Annotated in this window: 15 protein-coding genes and 2 tRNA genes; 8 read left to right on the top strand and 9 right to left on the bottom strand. The window is 40.4% G+C overall.

Features of this window, described 5'->3' with window-relative positions:
- Positions 1-13 precede the first annotated feature (13 nt).
- The 3 genes from AMD27_RS11545 to AMD27_RS11535 form a co-directional block, all read right to left on the bottom strand.
- A complete protein-coding gene (locus tag AMD27_RS11545; RefSeq protein WP_067660629.1) occupies positions 14-745 on the bottom strand; it encodes a hypothetical protein in 732 nt (243 codons plus the stop codon).
- Between the two features lie 115 nt (positions 746-860).
- Positions 861-946 (bottom strand) — tRNA-Leu (locus AMD27_RS11540).
- A 12-nt stretch (positions 947-958) separates the two neighbouring features.
- Positions 959-1032 (bottom strand) — tRNA-Cys (locus AMD27_RS11535).
- 152 nt (positions 1033-1184) lie between these two features.
- On the opposite strand from AMD27_RS11535, the gene folD reads away from it, so the two are divergent.
- On the top strand, positions 1185-2033 hold the full coding sequence (gene folD, locus AMD27_RS11530; protein WP_067660626.1) for a bifunctional methylenetetrahydrofolate dehydrogenase/methenyltetrahydrofolate cyclohydrolase FolD: 849 nt from the start codon (positions 1185-1187) through the stop codon (positions 2031-2033).
- Positions 2034-2166: 133 nt separating this feature from the next.
- Positions 2167-2847, top strand: a complete 681-nt coding sequence (locus AMD27_RS11525; protein WP_067660623.1) for a class I SAM-dependent methyltransferase — start codon at positions 2167-2169, stop codon at positions 2845-2847.
- A gap of 77 nt (positions 2848-2924) precedes the next feature.
- Here the strand turns inward: AMD27_RS11525 and AMD27_RS11520 are convergent, their stop codons facing one another.
- The 3 genes from AMD27_RS11520 to AMD27_RS11510 all read right to left on the bottom strand — a co-directional run bounded on the left by AMD27_RS11520 (position 2925) and on the right by AMD27_RS11510 (position 7014).
- Complete coding sequence (locus AMD27_RS11520) at positions 2925-3356, bottom strand: hypothetical protein (protein ID WP_067662992.1); 432 nt, start codon at positions 3354-3356, stop codon at positions 2925-2927.
- 143 nt (positions 3357-3499) lie between these two features.
- Positions 3500-4825 carry an MFS transporter gene (locus AMD27_RS11515; protein ID WP_171254803.1) on the bottom strand — a complete coding sequence of 442 codons (1326 nt, stop codon included), beginning with the start codon at positions 4823-4825 and terminating at the stop codon, positions 3500-3502.
- Between the two features lie 359 nt (positions 4826-5184).
- The gene (locus tag AMD27_RS11510; protein ID WP_067660620.1) at positions 5185-7014 is read right to left on the bottom strand and encodes a phosphoenolpyruvate carboxykinase (GTP); all 1830 of its coding nucleotides are present in this window, start codon (positions 7012-7014) and stop codon (positions 5185-5187) included.
- A gap of 405 nt (positions 7015-7419) precedes the next feature.
- Here AMD27_RS11510 and AMD27_RS11505 point away from each other — a divergent pair, with 405 nt between their 5' ends.
- The 4 genes from AMD27_RS11505 (at position 7420) to groL (ending at position 11314) form a co-directional block, all read left to right on the top strand.
- Entirely contained in the window at positions 7420-8358 is a 939-nt protein-coding gene (locus tag AMD27_RS11505) for a diacylglycerol/lipid kinase family protein (RefSeq protein ID WP_067660617.1), read from the top strand.
- Positions 8339-9109, top strand: a complete 771-nt coding sequence (locus AMD27_RS11500; protein WP_067660614.1) for a metallophosphoesterase family protein — start codon at positions 8339-8341, stop codon at positions 9107-9109. Before AMD27_RS11505 ends, AMD27_RS11500 begins: the two co-directional genes overlap by 20 nt.
- A 200-nt stretch (positions 9110-9309) precedes the next feature.
- Positions 9310-9600 carry a co-chaperone GroES gene (locus tag AMD27_RS11495; protein ID WP_067660607.1) on the top strand — a complete coding sequence of 97 codons (291 nt, stop codon included), beginning with the start codon at positions 9310-9312 and terminating at the stop codon, positions 9598-9600.
- A gap of 79 nt (positions 9601-9679) precedes the next feature.
- A complete protein-coding gene (gene groL, locus AMD27_RS11490) occupies positions 9680-11314 on the top strand; it encodes a chaperonin GroEL (RefSeq protein WP_067660603.1) in 1635 nt (544 codons plus the stop codon).
- A 426-nt stretch (positions 11315-11740) separates the two neighbouring features.
- Here groL and AMD27_RS11480 read toward each other — a convergent pair whose 3' ends face one another.
- On the bottom strand, positions 11741-12118 hold the full coding sequence (locus AMD27_RS11480) for a hypothetical protein (RefSeq protein WP_067660597.1): 378 nt from the start codon (positions 12116-12118) through the stop codon (positions 11741-11743).
- A gap of 337 nt (positions 12119-12455) precedes the next feature.
- On the opposite strand from AMD27_RS11480, the gene AMD27_RS11475 reads away from it, so the two are divergent.
- On the top strand, positions 12456-12725 hold the full coding sequence (locus tag AMD27_RS11475) for a YadA-like family protein (protein WP_067660594.1): 270 nt from the start codon (positions 12456-12458) through the stop codon (positions 12723-12725).
- A 95-nt stretch (positions 12726-12820) separates the two neighbouring features.
- Here AMD27_RS11475 and AMD27_RS11470 read toward each other — a convergent pair whose 3' ends face one another.
- Entirely contained in the window at positions 12821-13198 is a 378-nt protein-coding gene (locus AMD27_RS11470) for a diacylglycerol kinase (protein WP_067660591.1), read from the bottom strand.
- A 106-nt stretch (positions 13199-13304) separates the two neighbouring features.
- Between AMD27_RS11470 and AMD27_RS11465 the strand changes: the two genes are divergently transcribed.
- Entirely contained in the window at positions 13305-14699 is a 1395-nt protein-coding gene (locus tag AMD27_RS11465; protein ID WP_228140661.1) for an MBL fold metallo-hydrolase, read from the top strand.
- A gap of 60 nt (positions 14700-14759) precedes the next feature.
- On the opposite strand, the gene AMD27_RS11460 is transcribed toward AMD27_RS11465, so the two are convergent.
- On the bottom strand, positions 14760-15893 hold the full coding sequence (locus AMD27_RS11460; RefSeq protein ID WP_067660588.1) for a glycerophosphodiester phosphodiesterase: 1134 nt from the start codon (positions 15891-15893) through the stop codon (positions 14760-14762).
- Positions 15894-16078: the final 185 nt, after the last annotated feature.

Here is a 16078-nt window from a genome sequence, read left to right as displayed (position 1 = left end):
TTTTTTGTATGGGTCACATGATGTGATCGAGATATTGATCAATATCTAAATGCTTATGCGCAATACACAGGTTGTTTTCATAATTCATTAGTTCAACATGGAGGTCTACCAGTTGATTGCGCTCGTTGATGAGTGTCGTGTATTTTTCAGTGTCTTTTGGGGTGATCAAAAGTCGAGTATTGAGCTTGATGGATTGTTTGTAGGTCCAATAACAAATTCGGCGAATCTCTTGTAAATAATGATATTGCTCGGACGTGGTTTTCTCCTTAAACATATTTTCTTTATAGAATTTAATAAAGCCAAAACTCATTGCAAAGAAAAATAAAATCCCTTGCATGATCCAGCTTTCAATCCAGGCGATATTAACTGCTTGAAGTAAAATCAGGGCAGTGATTTTAATCGGGGTGTTTTTCAGTTGCGCATAAAAAGAAACACTGCTGTGTTTAATCTGTTTGAGCACCAAGGGGCAGACCAGCATCAAAAACAACATCACTATTAAACTGGCAATTGCACTGGCTTGAAAGGAGTCAAATTTTGGAAATAAACCGCCAATCCATTCAGACAGAACATAAGAGATGGGCACGAAAATCATTAAAGCCAAACCAAAAGGAATCAGCTCTTTGAGTTCATCGAGCAAACCCTTGGTTTTGATTTGCCCATAAAGAATAAAATTTCTTTTAAAAGCAGAAGGGTGGCGTTGTTGAAGCTGTTCAAGATAAAGCGCGGTCTGTTTATTGCTGATCATTCAGGGAGGAATATTTAAAAAGTAACTGTAATATATATGAATTATTAAATTTTAGGCATAAAAAAACCAGCATAAGCTGGAAATTTTATTGCACCATTTTTCTGTAGTAGAAGAATGGTGCCCGAGGCCAGACTCGAACTGGCACGCTTTGTGGGCGGGGGATTTTAAATCCCCTGTGTCTACCGATTTCACCACTCGGGCATTTTAACAAGATGGAGGCGGAGGTCGGAATCGAACCGGCGTACACGGAGTTGCAGTCCGCTGCATGACCACTCTGCCACCCCGCCATGTCTTGTTGATGCGTATATTAGCAAGCTATGAAAAAAAAACAATACTAGTGGCCGTGTATATGCACATAAAAACGGCATATAGAAGAAAATTGTTCAAATAATCATGTATTATTTGCAAAATTGTTTCATATCTACTCTGGAGATGTGCCGTGGCATTAGTTTTAGATGGTCGTGCATTAGCAAAACAAATTGAAGCTGACTTATTAATTCGCGTTGAAGCGTTAAAAGCGAAAACAGGTCGTACCCCAATCCTTGCGACAATTTTGGTCGGTGATGATGGTGCATCTGCAACTTATGTCCGTATGAAAGGTAATGCTTGCCGCCGTGTGGGTATGGAGTCGATTAAAGTTGAACTTCCGACTGAAACCACCACTGAGCAATTACTGGCTGAAATTGAAAAACTCAATGCCAATCCAGATGTTCACGGGATTTTGTTGCAACATCCAGTGCCTGCGCAAATTGATGAGCGTGCATGTTTTGATGCAATCTCGCTTGCAAAAGACGTCGATGGTGTAACTTGTTTAGGTTACGGCCGTATGGCGATGGGCGAAGCTGCTTATGGTTCTGCAACGCCTGCAGGCATCATGACGATTTTAAAAGAAAATCAGATTGAAATTGCAGGTAAACATGCAGTGGTCGTGGGTCGTTCTGCGATTTTAGGTAAACCTATGGCAGCAATGCTGCTTGAAGCCAATGCAACGGTCACCATCTGTCATTCACGTACTCAAGATTTGGCAAGTTTTGTTAAACAAGCGGATATTATTGTCGGTGCAGTCGGTAAAGCTGAATTGATTCAAAAAGATTGGATTAAAGAAGGCGCTGTTGTTGTTGATGCAGGTTTCCATCCACGTGATGGCGGCGGCGTAGGTGATATCCAGCTTGCAGGTATTGAAGAAATTGCTTCTGCGTATACACCTGTTCCAGGTGGCGTGGGTCCAATGACCATTACGACTTTGATTCGTCAAACGGTAGAAGCTGCTGAGAAAGCACTGGTTTAATTAAATCCTCCCCCAACCCTCCTTTTTAAAGGAGGGAGCTTTAACTTCTAATTTAGATGCAAGTTCTTCTCTTTCATAAAGAGGGGCTAGGGGAGATTCTTTAAAGATCTATATCTGAATTAAAAGAAAACCAATGAGCTGTACTTTCCAATTTCCTAAAGCCCCTGATCATTTGCTGAAAGCTTTGCATGATGTGATCCCTCATTGTCAGCTTCAAGCGCAGCAACTGCCTGAAACCCCGATTTCTCTGTGGCTGATTCCGCCTGTATTTCCTTCAGAACGCCTTGATGATGAAGTGATTCGTCGTATTTGGAATGATACACCGTATTGGATCTTCTGCTGGGCATCGGGTCTTGCAATGGCGCAGTGGCTGCTTGCTGAGCCATTGCATGTCAAAGACAAGGTTGTACTCGACTTTGGTGCGGGTTCTGGCGTGGTGGCGATTGCCGCGAAATTGGCAGGGGCTAAGCGTGTGATTTGTTGTGACATAGACCAAGTGAGTTTGGATGCTTGTCGTGCCAATGCAGAACTCAATGAGGTTGAGCTGGAATATTTAGATGATTTATATCAATTGGAACATACCACAAAACAAGTCGATGTATTATTGGCGGCAGATGTACTCTATGACCAGTGCAATCGCTTTTTCTTGGATGAATTTTTAAAATTTGCGCCAGATGTGTGGGTGGCAGACAGTCGGGTGAAAAACTTTAGTCATCCAAAATATCAAAAGCTGGATGAACGCAGTGCCACCACATGGCCGGACTTGGATGAGTCTCAAGAGTTTCGAAATGTGAGTTTTTATAAGACGCTATAAATAGCGTCTTTTTTATTTAAGCGATTTTGATCGTTATTTAAAGTATTTAGCACTAAGTAAGCATTAAGAACTCTTTATTAAGAACAAGAATAGCGAACCACTTGCAATGAACTTGGTCGACTCTCTAAAGCTTGGCGCGTGGCAAAATCTTCACTGCTGTTTAAACTTTGTGTATTGGATAATCCAAATGAGGTACGAGATTGGCCCAATTGCACCGCCTGCTGATTTTTTTGACCTCGGGACGGGTTCATAATTTCATTGATGCTCAAAATACTGATTTTATAGTTTTGTGTACTGCTCAGTACCTTTTGACAGGCGCGCTGTAATTTACTTTCATCAATTTTTTGATCAGAACGCGCTGCTAAGGTATACGCAAGTGTTGCGCTATTGGCGCTTTTATTTTCAATTTGATATCCAGTCATTCCATTAAATTGGCGGGGTGTAGTTTGACATGCTGCAATTGCAAGGGTCATCACAGTTAATCCGATAAGGCGCTGTATTTTTTTCATGATTAAATCTTCCTGACTGGCTAAATTTAAGTATGCCATAGCTGTGGCTATTTTTCGGTGCTTAAAAATGAAAAAAAGCTTTCCATATGTAGAACATATGGAAAGCTGAGTAAGTTTTAAGTTAAAGAGAATGAGTCGGATGTTTAGTCGTCCGTGATCATGCTGTGTTTCTTGGTGTCTTTCATGAAGATATAAGTGAGCAGTGAGAGTCCAATCATAAAGGTAATGTAGTAGAAGAAGTAATTTTCATGACCTGCATTTTTAAAGCTTAAAGCCACAAGCTCTGCCGTACCACCGAACAGTGTATTGGCAATTGCATAAGGAAGTGCAACACCCAGTGCGCGAATGTGCGCAGGGAAGAGCTCGGCTTTGACTACGGCATTGATTGCGGTATAACCCGTCACAATCACCATGCCACTCATACACAGCATGAATGCAGTGGTAGGATTGGTTGTAGAGCCAAGACCATTGAAAATCGGAATGGTAAATAAAACACCCAATACACCAAAGGCGATCATAATCGGTTTGCGACCAATTTTATCGGACAATGCGCCAACAAGAGGTTGTAATAGCATGAAGATAAAAATTGCAGCAGTGGTGATTTCGGTAGCGGTGGTTTTTTCAAAACCAGAGGTATTCACCAAATATTTCTGCAAATAAGTGGTAAAGGTGTTAAATGCCAAAGTACCACCCGCAGTCAACATAATTACAGTGAATGCTTGTTTTGGGTATTTGGTAAACAGTGCCAGCGCCCCTGATTTAGGGCCGCCATTTTTTGCTTGTTCTTGGGCTTGTTTAGATGACTCTGTTTCGACTAAACCGCGGCGAATCCAGAACACCACAATTGCCAGTAAAGCACCAATTGCAAATGGAATACGCCAACCCCATTCAGTCAATTGACCTTCAGTGAGCGTGCGCTGTAAAACAATCAGTACACATAGCGCAAGCAATTGACCTGAAATTAAAGTCACATACTGAAAACTTGAGAAGAAACCACGATGGTTCTTACCCGCCATTTCAGTCAAATAGGTAGCACTTGAACCATATTCACCGCCCACACTTAAACCTTGTAATAAGCGTGCAAATAAAAGCAAGGCAGGAGCAAGCATACCTACAGATTCATAAGTAGGTGCACAAGCAATAATCAATGAGCCGATACACATCAAAGATACAGATATGGTAAGCCCTGCTTTACGTCCTCTACGATCCGCATAAATACCCATAATCCATGCGCCAATAGGACGCATCAGAAAGCCGAGTGCAAATACGGCAGCGGCTTGAAGTAGCTTTACGGTGTCGTCGCCTTCAGGGAAAAATTGCGATGCGAAATACAGGGTAAATGCCGCGTAAACATACCAGTCGTACCATTCGACTAAGTTTCCGGCAGACCCGCCGAGTATAGATTTGACACGAGTTTTTCTATCAAGCTGCGGTGCTGCATCTTGAGGCAATGAGTTTGACACAACCATTCTCCAAAAGAATGTTGTTAAAACACATCCTTTTAAATTCCTTAGAGATGACAAAATTTAAAAAAATATATTTTAAAAATGGGGAGATAAAATTTATCTGGCTGTTATACGCCGATGCTTTCATGATTTTTATACGACTTTAGTCGAGTAAAATTACGCTCGTAATTTAAAGTATTTTAAAAACAATAATTTATTATTATTTAATTGGAGTTTAATGAGGATTCTGAATCTATTTGGTTGAATTTTACCAACTAAATAGTTTTTAGCTTAGATGTATAAGATCTTAATGAAAAGTTTAAGTATTGATTTTGAGATATAAAAAAAGGTCACCGAGGTGACCTTTTTGAGTGAGTTAAAGCTTAAACCGCTTTAACTGCTTCAAGTAATTCATTTTGACGTGTTTTAAGTGCAGCAGGTAAACGCTCACCTAACTTGTCAAATAATTCAGTGTGGCTTTCAAGTTCTTTAATCCACTGGTCTTTGTCTTGTGCAGTCACCAGATCAAATTGCGCTTTAGTGAAGTCAGAACCTGTCCAGTTTAACTGCTCATACGTTGGAACCAAACCAATTGGGGTTTCAACTGCATCAGCACGACCTTCACAACGATCAATGATCCACTCAAGAACACGCATGTTTTGACCGAACCCAGGCCATACGAAGTTGCCTTCAGCATCACGGCGGAACCAGTTTACGTTGTAGATACCTGGAAGTTTGTTGCCAGCAGCTTCAGCTTTGGCAGCAAGTTCTTCACCCATATCTAACCAATGAGAGAAATAATCAGCCATGTTGTAGCCTGCAAAAGGAAGCATCGCGAACGGATCACGACGAACAATACCTTGTTGGCCTACAGCAGCCGCGGTCGTTTCAGAACCCATGGTGGCAGCTTTATAAACGCCATCTATCCAATCAAATGCTTCAGAAATCAATGGCACAGTGTCCGCACGACGGCCACCGAAAATGAAGGCAGAAATTGGAACGCCTGCTGGATTTTCCCAGTCAGCATCAATAGAAGGGCATTGACCAGCAGCAACAGTAAAGCGCGCATTTGGATGCGCAGCTTTTTCCTCACCCGTGTGCGGTTGACCTTTCCAGTTAGTAAGGTTAGCAGGCACTTCCTTGGTCAGACCTTCCCACCAAACTTCACCATTATCAGTCACGGCAACGTTGGTATAGATCACGTCTTTAGTTAATGTTGCCATACAGTTTGGATTGGTTTTGGTGTTTGTACCCGGTGCTACACCGAAGAAACCAGCTTCAGGGTTAATCGCATATAAGCGACCGTCTTCACCTGGTTTGATCCAAGCAATATCGTCACCTACAGTTTCAATTTTCCAACCTTCATAACCTGCTGGTGGAATCAACATTGCAAAGTTTGTTTTACCACATGCAGATGGGAAAGCAGCAGCGATGTAATGTTTTTCACCTTGAGGGTTGGTTACACCCAAGATCAGCATGTGTTCTGCTAACCAACCTTGTTGACGCCCCATAGAAGATGCAATACGTAATGCCAAGCACTTTTTACCCAATAATGCATTACCGCCGTAACCTGAACCGTAAGACCAGATTTCACGTGTTTCTGGATAATGAACGATATATTTTTCAGGGTTGCACGGCCAAGCAACGTCTTTTTCATCGGCAGCAAGTGGAGCACCTACTGTATGTACACAAGGTACATATTCACCATCAGTACCCAATACGTCATAAACAGCTTTACCCATGCGCGCCATTTTAGACATGCTCACTGCAACATAAGGAGAGTCAGTGAGTTCGATACCGATATGTGCAATATGAGAACCTAAAGGACCCATAGAAAATGGCACAACATATAAAGTACGACCGGCCATTGAACCGTCAAACAAACCATTTAAGCGAGCACGCATTTCAGCAGGTGCTTCCCAGTTGTTGGTTGCGCCTGCGTCTTCTTTATTTTCTGAACAGATATACGTACGACCTTCAACACGAGCAACGTCAGAAGGATCAGAATTCGCTAAATAAGAACCAGGATGTGTTTCTTGGTTCAGCGCTTGCATGGTGCCGTTGGCGATCATCAAGTTAATATAACGTTGATATTCTTCTTCGCTTCCGTCACACCATTCAATTTTCGCAGGTTTTGTCAATTTTGCAATGTCTTCAACCCATGCAATAAGCTTTGGGTGACGAACGAATTCTGGTGCGTTCACTTGGGTCATGGTGAGGCCTATATCAAATGTGTACAATGTGCGTACAAATAACAATCCCAATATTGGATGACAATACCGAGATTTAAGTATGAAAAAAGTGGCTGTATTAAAGCATATTTTGATAAAAAAAATAAGACTAAAGGCTAAATAGCCAAATAGCCACATTATTTGATTAAGTTTTTGTTTCTTATCAGGTTAAATGTGGTTTTTGTGGTAAATGTTTATTATTGATTATATTGATGTTTAGTATTCATTATTTAAATAGATAACTAAATGAATGATTTAATAGTCACTTTTCAATAAAAAATTACATTGGAGTATTGAATCGCTGTGATTCGAATTTTACATAAATCTGCTATTAATTGTCTAGATATTCGACGAAATTAGAGTGATTACTTTAACGTAATCAAAGATATGACCAGATTCTTAAAACCACTTTCAATGATTTACAATGAAAAATCTGGCTTTCATGCAACTCAGAATGACGATATTTATGAGCAGCTTATGACAATTTGGTCTGAGCATGGTTTTGAAATTCAGGTTTTTGATCTTGCCTCTGAACCCAATATTCAGACTCTCATGCAAAAAGTTCTAACGCGTCATCAACAATTTAATGATGTCGGGGTTATTGTTGCAGCGGGCGGTGATGGCACACTCAACGCAGTGGCTTCACAGTTGCTACATCAAGATATTCCCTTAGGGATTCTACCGCTCGGAACCTTTAATTATGTGGCACGTGTCCTCAATATTCCGCTTGATCTGTTGGCCGCAGCTAACGTCATTGCGACAGGAGAGCCACGCTTATCGCATGTGGCAAAGATCAATGATCAAATTTATTTGAATAATGCCAGTCTTGGTCTTTATCCCCTATTTATCAAAAAAAGAGAACTCTATAACCAAAAATTCGGACGCTTTCCTTTACATGCTTATACTTCAGGTTTGGATGTGCTAATTCGAGATCGTAAAGAATTGAAACTGGAAATAGACGTCGATCAGAAGCGTTATCCAGTGAAAACACCTTTACTCTTTTTTGGAAATAATCAATTGCAGCTAAAGGAGATGAATCTTAAGATTGCTCAATGTGCTGCGCTAGGTGAAGTGGCCGGCGTTATTTTAGCAAAAACCGATAAACTGAGTTTGTTTAAAACCTTGGTTCAACTGATTCGCGGCAAGCTAGAACAAGCTGCAGATGTATACAGCTTTAGTGGGAATCTGGTGAATGTATATTCAAAAAAAGCAACATTAACAGTGGCCATTGATGGTGAAATCAAAGAGATGAGCACGCCTTTGCATGTTCATGTTGAAAAAAACGCTTTAAAAATTATGGTGCCTTATGATTCTGCATCTGTCTGATTTACATTTTGGTACCGAAAAGCCCGAATGTATTCGAGCGATTCAAAAATTTTGTCTTGATCATCAGCCTGAAGCGGTTATTGTCAGTGGGGATTTGACTCAGCGCGCACGTTATCAACAGTTTTATCACTGTAAACAATTTTTAGACAGCTTGAAAATCCCGTATTTGGTCGTTCCAGGAAATCATGATATTCCGCTCTATCATGTATGGAATCGGATTTTTAGTCCGTTTGCACGTTACCGTTTGTTTTTTGGGCAGCTTGAAGATGTGCTAGAAACTGAACATTTTTATATTGTGGGTGTGAACAGTATTCGTCGTCGTTATCATACCAAAGGGCATATTTCTGTTGAGCAGATTCAGCAGGTGAATTTGGCTTTAGAACGGGCACCACCCAATAAAATTAGGGTAATTGTGGCGCATCAACCTTTCTATACTCCGCCTGATCAAAATCATGGGGTAAAGGACTGTCCAATTTTGGGAAAAATGGCGTTGGAAACGTGGTCTAAAAATGGCTTAAATGCACTTTTGCATGGGCATCTGCATCAATCAGCGGTGTATGATTTAAATCAAGTCTATCAGTTAGATTCGCCTCATCCTGTTTTAGAAATCCATGCAGGTACAGCGACTTCTTATCGTTTGCATCATGGTTTACCCAATGGCTTTAACGTCCTTTTAAATGATGTCGATGTACAACACTATTATTTTTCAGAACCAGACCAAGATTTCAAAATAGATGAACGATGCGCATAAGCGACTGAAAATGAGAATATTGATTTAAAAAGATACAAAAAAACCATTTTTTTTTGATTTTCCCCTTGAAGCGTTTTTTTCCATCCCCACAACAGTGTCATCGAAATTAATTTCTTGATGATGACCCATGGAACAATACGCATAGAACCAGAAGTCATCGTCAATTCACTATATAAAGACTTAGTCTGTTGGAGTTTTCAATGAGCAATATTCGTCCATTACATGATCGCGTAGTTATTCGTCGTGTTGAAGAAGAAACTAAAACTGCTGGCGGTATTTTACTCCCAGGTTCTGCTGCTGAAAAACCAGCGCAAGGGGAAATCATTGCAATCGGGAATGGTCTTGTAACTGAAACTGGCGTTCGTCCTTTAGATGTAAAAGTGGGCGACAAAGTTTTGTTTGGTACATATGCAGGCACAACTGTGAAAGTACAAGGCGAAGAGCTTCTCATCATGAAAGAATCTGACATTTTAGCGGTACTTGAAGCTTAAGCTTTTAGACCTGCATACAGAGCTGTGAATAAGTAACAGTCTAAATTGTTTATAAATTTAATAAAATTCGGAGTTGAGCATGTCAGCTAAAGAAGTAAAATTTGGTGATTCAGCGCGTTCAAAAATGATCGCGGGTGTAAACATTCTTGCAGATGCTGTAAAAGTCACTTTAGGTCCTAAAGGCCGTAACGTTGTTATTGACCGTTCTTTCGGTTCACCGCACATTACTAAAGATGGTGTAACGGTTGCGAAAGAAATTACCCTTAAAGACAAGTTTGAAAACATGGGCGCTCAATTGGTTCGTGAAGTTTCTTCAAAAACCAATGATATCGCGGGTGACGGTACAACGACTGCGACTGTGCTTGCACAAGCAATCTTAAACGAAGGCATCAAATCAGTGACTGCGGGTATGAACCCAATGGACTTGAAACGTGGTATTGATCTTGCAGTTAAAGCAGTTGTTGAAAACATTAAAGCAACAGCTAAACCTGCATCTGATACTAAAGCCATTGAACAAGTTGGTTCGATTTCTGCAAACTCTGACACCACTGTGGGTAAGCTGATTGCTGAAGCAATGGAGCGTGTGGGCAAAGAAGGCGTGATCACGGTTGAAGAAGGTTCAAGCTTCGAAGACTCACTTGATGTTGTTGAAGGTATGCAGTTTGACCGTGGTTATATCAGCCCGTATTTTGCCAACAAACAAGAGACTTTAACTGCCGAACTTGAAAATCCATTCATTCTTCTTGTTGATAAAAAAATCAGCAACATCCGTGAATTGATTTCTGTCCTTGAAGCTGTGGCTAAAACGGGTAAACCGCTTTTAATCATTGCTGAAGATGTTGAAGGCGAAGCACTTGCAACTTTGGTTGTGAACAATATGCGCGGCATTATCAAAGTATGTGCTGTTAAAGCACCTGGTTTTGGTGACCGTCGTAAAGCAATGCTTCAAGACATCGCGATCCTAACGGGTGCGACAGTGATTTCTGAAGAAGTGGGTATGTCTTTAGAAACAGCTTCTATTCAAGATTTGGGTACTGCGCACAAAATTACCGTATCTAAAGAAAATACCGTGATTGTTGATGGTGCAGGTGATGCAGCTCAAATTGCAGAGCGCGTTCAACAGATCCGTGCTCAAATCGAAGAATCTTCTTCTGAGTACGACAAAGAAAAACTTCAAGAACGTGTCGCTAAACTTGCGGGCGGTGTGGCTGTCATCAAAATTGGTGCAGCGACTGAAGTTGAAATGAAAGAGAAGAAAGACCGTGTTGACGATGCACTTCATGCAACACGCGCTGCGGTTGAAGAAGGTGTGGTTGCAGGTGGTGGTGTTGCACTTGTTCGTGCAGCTAAAGCACTTGATGGCTTGGTTGGTGCGAACGATGACCAAAACGTGGGGATTAACATTCTACGCCGTGCAATCGAAGCGCCACTTCGTCAAATCGTATCAAATGCGGGCGATGAGCCATCTGTTGTGATCAACGCGGTGAAGAACGGTGAAGGTAACTTCGGTTATAACGCTGCAACTGGCGAATATGGCGATATGCTTGAAATGGGTATTCTTGACCCTGCAAAAGTAACTCGTTCAGCGCTTGAACATGCTGCATCTGTTGCTGCACTTATGCTGACGACTGAATGTATGATTACCGACATTCCAGAAGATAAAGCTGCAATGCCAGATATGGGTGGCATGGGTGGCATGGGCGGTATGATGTAAGTCATACTGATCTTAGGATCATCATAAAAAACCCTCGCTTCAAGCGGGGGTTTTTTATGTAACTAAAATTTGATGTAATAGTGTTGTAATTTGATTTGTAGAGTAAGATACTCATCCAATAATTAAATAAATTTATAAAATACAATGACTTGTATTTAATCATTAATGCAATAAATAGTAAATTAAGGTTTTCTTATTAAGGTTGTGTAGAAGAATAGTTTCTAGTTGTATCAACTAGAAATTTAAATTGAAACATGCAAAATTTAATAAAAATTGATAATAATCTACAGGGCTCTAATGATCTAATTCTTATTTCAAAAAAGGAACTTAGATCACTCTACAGAAAAATAATCGAATGTGAGAAAATTATTGAAGAATATAAAAATAAAGAAAAAATGCAATCAGAACAACAAAAAACGTTATCTATTAACGAGTAAACTCATCAATGAGTGAATTTAATATCTGTTTTTGAATAGGACTGAGTTTCTTAAATTTTGATACGATTCCTAAATCTTGAGCAGATAATGAATTTGCATAATTGTGATTAGTCTTATCTGACTCTTCACCAAATCTAAGCCATTGACTCGATACATTCAGCCAAATCGATAAGATCAATAGTTTGTCTTGATTTGGAATTGCCTTGCCGAGCAACCAATTGTTTGCAGATTGAACACTAATCGCTTGACCGTCATAACGATTGTTAAATTCATTAGCTAGGTATGTAGGGCTGATAGGGTGTTGGTTATCCACGAGTACTTTTTTTAGTCTCTTGGCAAAACTCATCTTTTCGGACTGATTGGTCATGTGTATCGATAAAACATAAGGTTCCAATATTCTAAATCTTATTATAATGCTTAATATTAATTTTTTTTTTTTACGTGACTTAGGAGATTTGGTAGTGCATGAATACGACGTGATAAAAATAATAAGTTATTGATATTAAAATATATAAATGAATTATTACACGTTGGTATTTAGCACTACCGGAGATTTTATCTCTTTTTTATTGTTTAGTCATTATTATAAGTTTCTGTTGTTAATTTTGATTTAAGAAGATTAGTTTTTTTGAAAGTTATTACATGAATAGTTCCTGTTATATCAATTAATAATTGATAAATTTAAAACAAGAGTATTATTTAAATTGAACTCAAGTGTTGATAAAGTTGAAGAAACAGCTTACCGCGGTGTTGCAATTGCTTTGGCAGCTCAACAAAACGTGCCTAATCTAGGTGCAGGTCAAACTGCTGTATTTGGTGGTGTAGGTCACTACGAAAGCGAATCAGCATTTGCAATGGGTCTTGCAACTGTACTTAAAGACGGTCGTACTTCTATCAGCGGCGCATTAGGTGTTGCTGGTGGTAGCGAAATCGGCGGGCGTTTAGGCGTAGCTTACGTGTTCGGCGGTAAATAATTCCATTGTCAGGATGGAGTAAACAAAGAGTCCCCGCGTAAAGCGGGGATTTTTTATGGTCTATCAAAACATTGTTATTGACCGCTTAAATGCTTTTATTCAGGTAATAAAATCACTAGCCAAGTGATAATAATGATGCACTGTGCGACAAACTGCGCGGCACTACCCATATCTTTGGCATTTTTAGAAAGTGGGTGTTTGTCAAGTGATACACGGTCAACAACAGCTTCAATAGCAGAATTAAACAGCTCAACAATCACGGCCAATAAACATACTGTGATCAAAACGGCTTGCTCAAGGCGTGAGACATTCAGCAAGAAAGTTGTAGGGATAAGACAGGCATTGATCAGCACAATTTGTCGAAAAGCGGCCTCATGTTTAAAAGCAGCTTTAAACCTAGCAAGCGAATATCCTGTGGCATGAAGAATGCGTTTTAGACCCGTTTTGCCTTTTAAGGAAGAATACTCATTCATAACTTAAACTTTGTTAAATTTTCAGGCAAAATACGATAACAAATTTAAAATACAATTAATTTAACTCTTTAATCGTGATTAAAACCAAATTCTAATGAGAGAAAAAATGAAAGTCTTGTCTTTAGCGGTAATGTTGGCTCTTGGGGTAGTGCAAACGGTTCAGGCCAATGAAATCAATACAGCGACAAACCCAAGTTCTGCCCATTCGGGCTTTAAAGTCCAGCAATTTGGACCTTATAAAATAGTGGCATTACTGGATGGTCACTTAGCATTAGATCGTGAACTGTTTCATAAAAATATAGATCAAGAAGAACGCGTTAAATTATTTACCCAATTAGGCATTACTTCGGCTTTAAAAACCCCTGTGAATGCATTCTTAATTGATGATGGTCAATCTGTGATGTTGGTGGACAGTGGTGCAGCGAGCTGTTTTGGTTCGAATTTAGGTTCTATTGCCAGTAATATTGAAGCGGCAGGTTATAAGCTAAGCAATATCAAAACTGTGTTTTTAACGCATCTGCATCCAGATCATACTTGCGGCATTACCAAAGACGCTAAAGCGGTATTTCCTTATGCTTCACTTTATGTTCATGAAGATGAAGTGGCGTATTGGTTAGCGCCCAACGCCATTAGCAAGATTCCTGTTGCTCAGCAAGCCAAATTTAAAACCACGGTTGCACAGATTGAACAGGCAGTTGCACCCTATAAGCAGTTTATGAGTTTCCGTACCTTTAAAGATGGCGCGATGATTAATGGACTTGAAGTGGTCAATACCCAAGGACATACGCCGGGTCATCGTAGCTTTAAACTGAGCCATGGACATGAGCAGCTCGTTTTCTTGGGCGATGTGGTGCATTCACATCAATTACAGTTTGAACAGCCAAGATTGTCGGTAGATTTTGATGTAGATGCAGTTAAAGCCGCGGATACACGCGTGGCTTTATTTAATCAGCTTGCGCAGAAAAAAACCCTAGTTGCTGCTGCACATTTACCTTTTCCAGGTTTAGGTTATATTCAGGAAAATGGAGCTTCAAAATTTAAGTGGGTCAGCGTAGCATCGCCTGTGACGCCTGTGACGCCTGTGACGCCTGTGACGCCTGTGACGCCTGTGACGCCTGTGACGCCTGTGACGCCTGTGACGCCTGTGACGCCTGTGACGCCTGTGACGCCTGTGACGCCTGTGACGCCTGTGACGCCTGTGACGCCTGTGACAGCCAAGCCGCAAGCAGATCGTAAAAGCCCGCCTGAAGTAGTGATCGTACCCAATGGTTTAGGTCCTGAAACGACTGCTGAAATAGTTCCTGAAGTAACGTCGATTGAAGCGCCAATAGTACCCAAAACGGTGACGAAGGAAGAAATTACGCCGAACATCCAAATTAAAGAGTCGATAAAGCCCGTTACACCAACGGTATCACAAGAAGTTCTTCCTTCTGTTGAAGCCGCTATAACGCCAAGTGCCACGGCACCTGTGGTCAAAGCACAGCCGATTCCACGAAATTAAGTCATAGGCTTAAACCAACAAAGGCTCAATATGAGCCTTTGTTGGTTTTTAAAAGGTGATTTATTTTTTGGGAAGAGTGCTTAAATATTGATTAAGCGCTTTACGACCTAAAGCCGGATCATCGGTAAAGACGCCGTCCACACCGGCTTTAAAGAAAATCTCATATTCTTGAAGTGCACCCGCTTCACAGCGCTGTTCTACTTGTGCGCTACAATCTAAATAATTCGGTAAAAATTCGTTTTCTGGGCGTAGCGTATATGGATGTACTTTCAAGCCTACAGCATGGGCATCTTTGACAAACGATGTCGGCGTGGCAGGCTGAGTATTCGGCAGGATATAGGTTTTACTTGGACCTACACCATCTGCGTAAACGGCAACATTTTTAAGACCACTTGCTGTCGCCATTTCCCCATAAGTTTGAGTTGAGCCATCTGCAGGAAAATTAGTTTTACTGTCAAAGAGCTGAATAATTTTTGCATGCTTTAAGCTTTTGTGTAGCTTGAGCTGTTCGCTTAAGTATTTTAAATTTTTGACTTCAAAAGATTGTAAATAGACCGGTGCGATATCACGGGTATAGGAATATTTGGATAAAGTGCTTAATAATTTGTCTTCCATTGCCAAATTAATTGAAGGCTGGCTGAAATAACTAGGGTGTTTGGTTTCGATATACAGTCCCACGATTTTGCCTGTTTTTTTATAATGTGCATCCGCCAGTTCAATAATTTGTTCTAAAGTCGGAATATTATAAAGGTCGTTGTACTGGGTGTTTTGTGGGCGAATTTTAGGAATTCGTTCCCGAGCTTTGATTAAATTTAACTCAGCCAAAGTGAAATCTTCAGTAAACCAACCCTTTATAATGACCCCGTCAATACTCTTGGTCTTTTCACGATCTGCAAATTGGGGCAGTGTACTGATATTGGACGTGCCACCGATTTCATTTTCATGCCGAGCCACCAAGTAACCATCTTTGGTTGGCACCAGATCTGGTTCAATAAAATCAGCACCATCATTCATCGCTTTTTGATAGGATTCAAGCGTGTGTTCAGGGCGTAACGCACTGGCACCGCGATGCCCCACAATCATAATCTCAGGTTTTTTTATTTCAGGTTGAGTAGAGTTGTTGCTGTCATTGTCATCATTACATGCGCTTAAAGAGGCAAGAATGGCAAGACTACATAGGGTTCTTTTTATCATCATGGAGCTCAAGATTTCTTATTTGAAGCTTGAGTATCCTAAGCAATTTTTTCATTTGGATGACATTTGTAGGCGCCGATGTTGATTAATGAATTATGAAGCAACCATTTCATTGAAATAGACCACATCTTTATCTTCACAGTTTCTACATAATCGATTCAATCTGAAAGGTTTCTGTTATTAAA

The organism is Acinetobacter sp. TGL-Y2 (assembly GCF_001612555.1).
In the GTDB taxonomy this organism is placed as follows: Bacteria; Pseudomonadota; Gammaproteobacteria; order Pseudomonadales; family Moraxellaceae; genus Acinetobacter.
This window is presented reverse-complemented; position numbering and strand designations above follow the sequence as displayed.

What these genes read in the sequence shown, in the direction of transcription:
- AMD27_RS11545 (WP_067660629.1), bottom strand. Translation starts at nt 745, where the DNA reads ATGATCAGCAATAAACAGACCGCGCTTTATCTTGAACAGCTTCAACAA.
- AMD27_RS11525 (WP_067660623.1), top strand. Translation starts at nt 2,167, where the DNA reads ATGAGCTGTACTTTCCAATTTCCTAAAGCCCCTGATCATTTGCTGAAA.
- AMD27_RS11520 (WP_067662992.1), bottom strand. Translation starts at nt 3,356, where the DNA reads ATGAAAAAAATACAGCGCCTTATCGGATTAACTGTGATGACCCTTGCA.
- AMD27_RS11515 (WP_171254803.1), bottom strand. Translation starts at nt 4,825, where the DNA reads ATGGTTGTGTCAAACTCATTGCCTCAAGATGCAGCACCGCAGCTTGAT.
- AMD27_RS11510 (WP_067660620.1), bottom strand. Translation starts at nt 7,014, where the DNA reads ATGACCCAAGTGAACGCACCAGAATTCGTTCGTCACCCAAAGCTTATT.
- AMD27_RS11505 (WP_067660617.1), top strand. Translation starts at nt 7,420, where the DNA reads ATGACCAGATTCTTAAAACCACTTTCAATGATTTACAATGAAAAATCT.
- AMD27_RS11500 (WP_067660614.1), top strand. Translation starts at nt 8,339, where the DNA reads ATGATTCTGCATCTGTCTGATTTACATTTTGGTACCGAAAAGCCCGAA.
- AMD27_RS11495 (WP_067660607.1), top strand. Translation starts at nt 9,310, where the DNA reads ATGAGCAATATTCGTCCATTACATGATCGCGTAGTTATTCGTCGTGTT.
- groL (WP_067660603.1), top strand. Translation starts at nt 9,680, where the DNA reads ATGTCAGCTAAAGAAGTAAAATTTGGTGATTCAGCGCGTTCAAAAATG.
- AMD27_RS11480 (WP_067660597.1), bottom strand. Translation starts at nt 12,118, where the DNA reads ATGACCAATCAGTCCGAAAAGATGAGTTTTGCCAAGAGACTAAAAAAA.
- AMD27_RS11470 (WP_067660591.1), bottom strand. Translation starts at nt 13,198, where the DNA reads ATGAATGAGTATTCTTCCTTAAAAGGCAAAACGGGTCTAAAACGCATT.
- AMD27_RS11465 (WP_228140661.1), top strand. Translation starts at nt 13,305, where the DNA reads ATGAAAGTCTTGTCTTTAGCGGTAATGTTGGCTCTTGGGGTAGTGCAA.
- AMD27_RS11460 (WP_067660588.1), bottom strand. Translation starts at nt 15,893, where the DNA reads ATGATAAAAAGAACCCTATGTAGTCTTGCCATTCTTGCCTCTTTAAGC.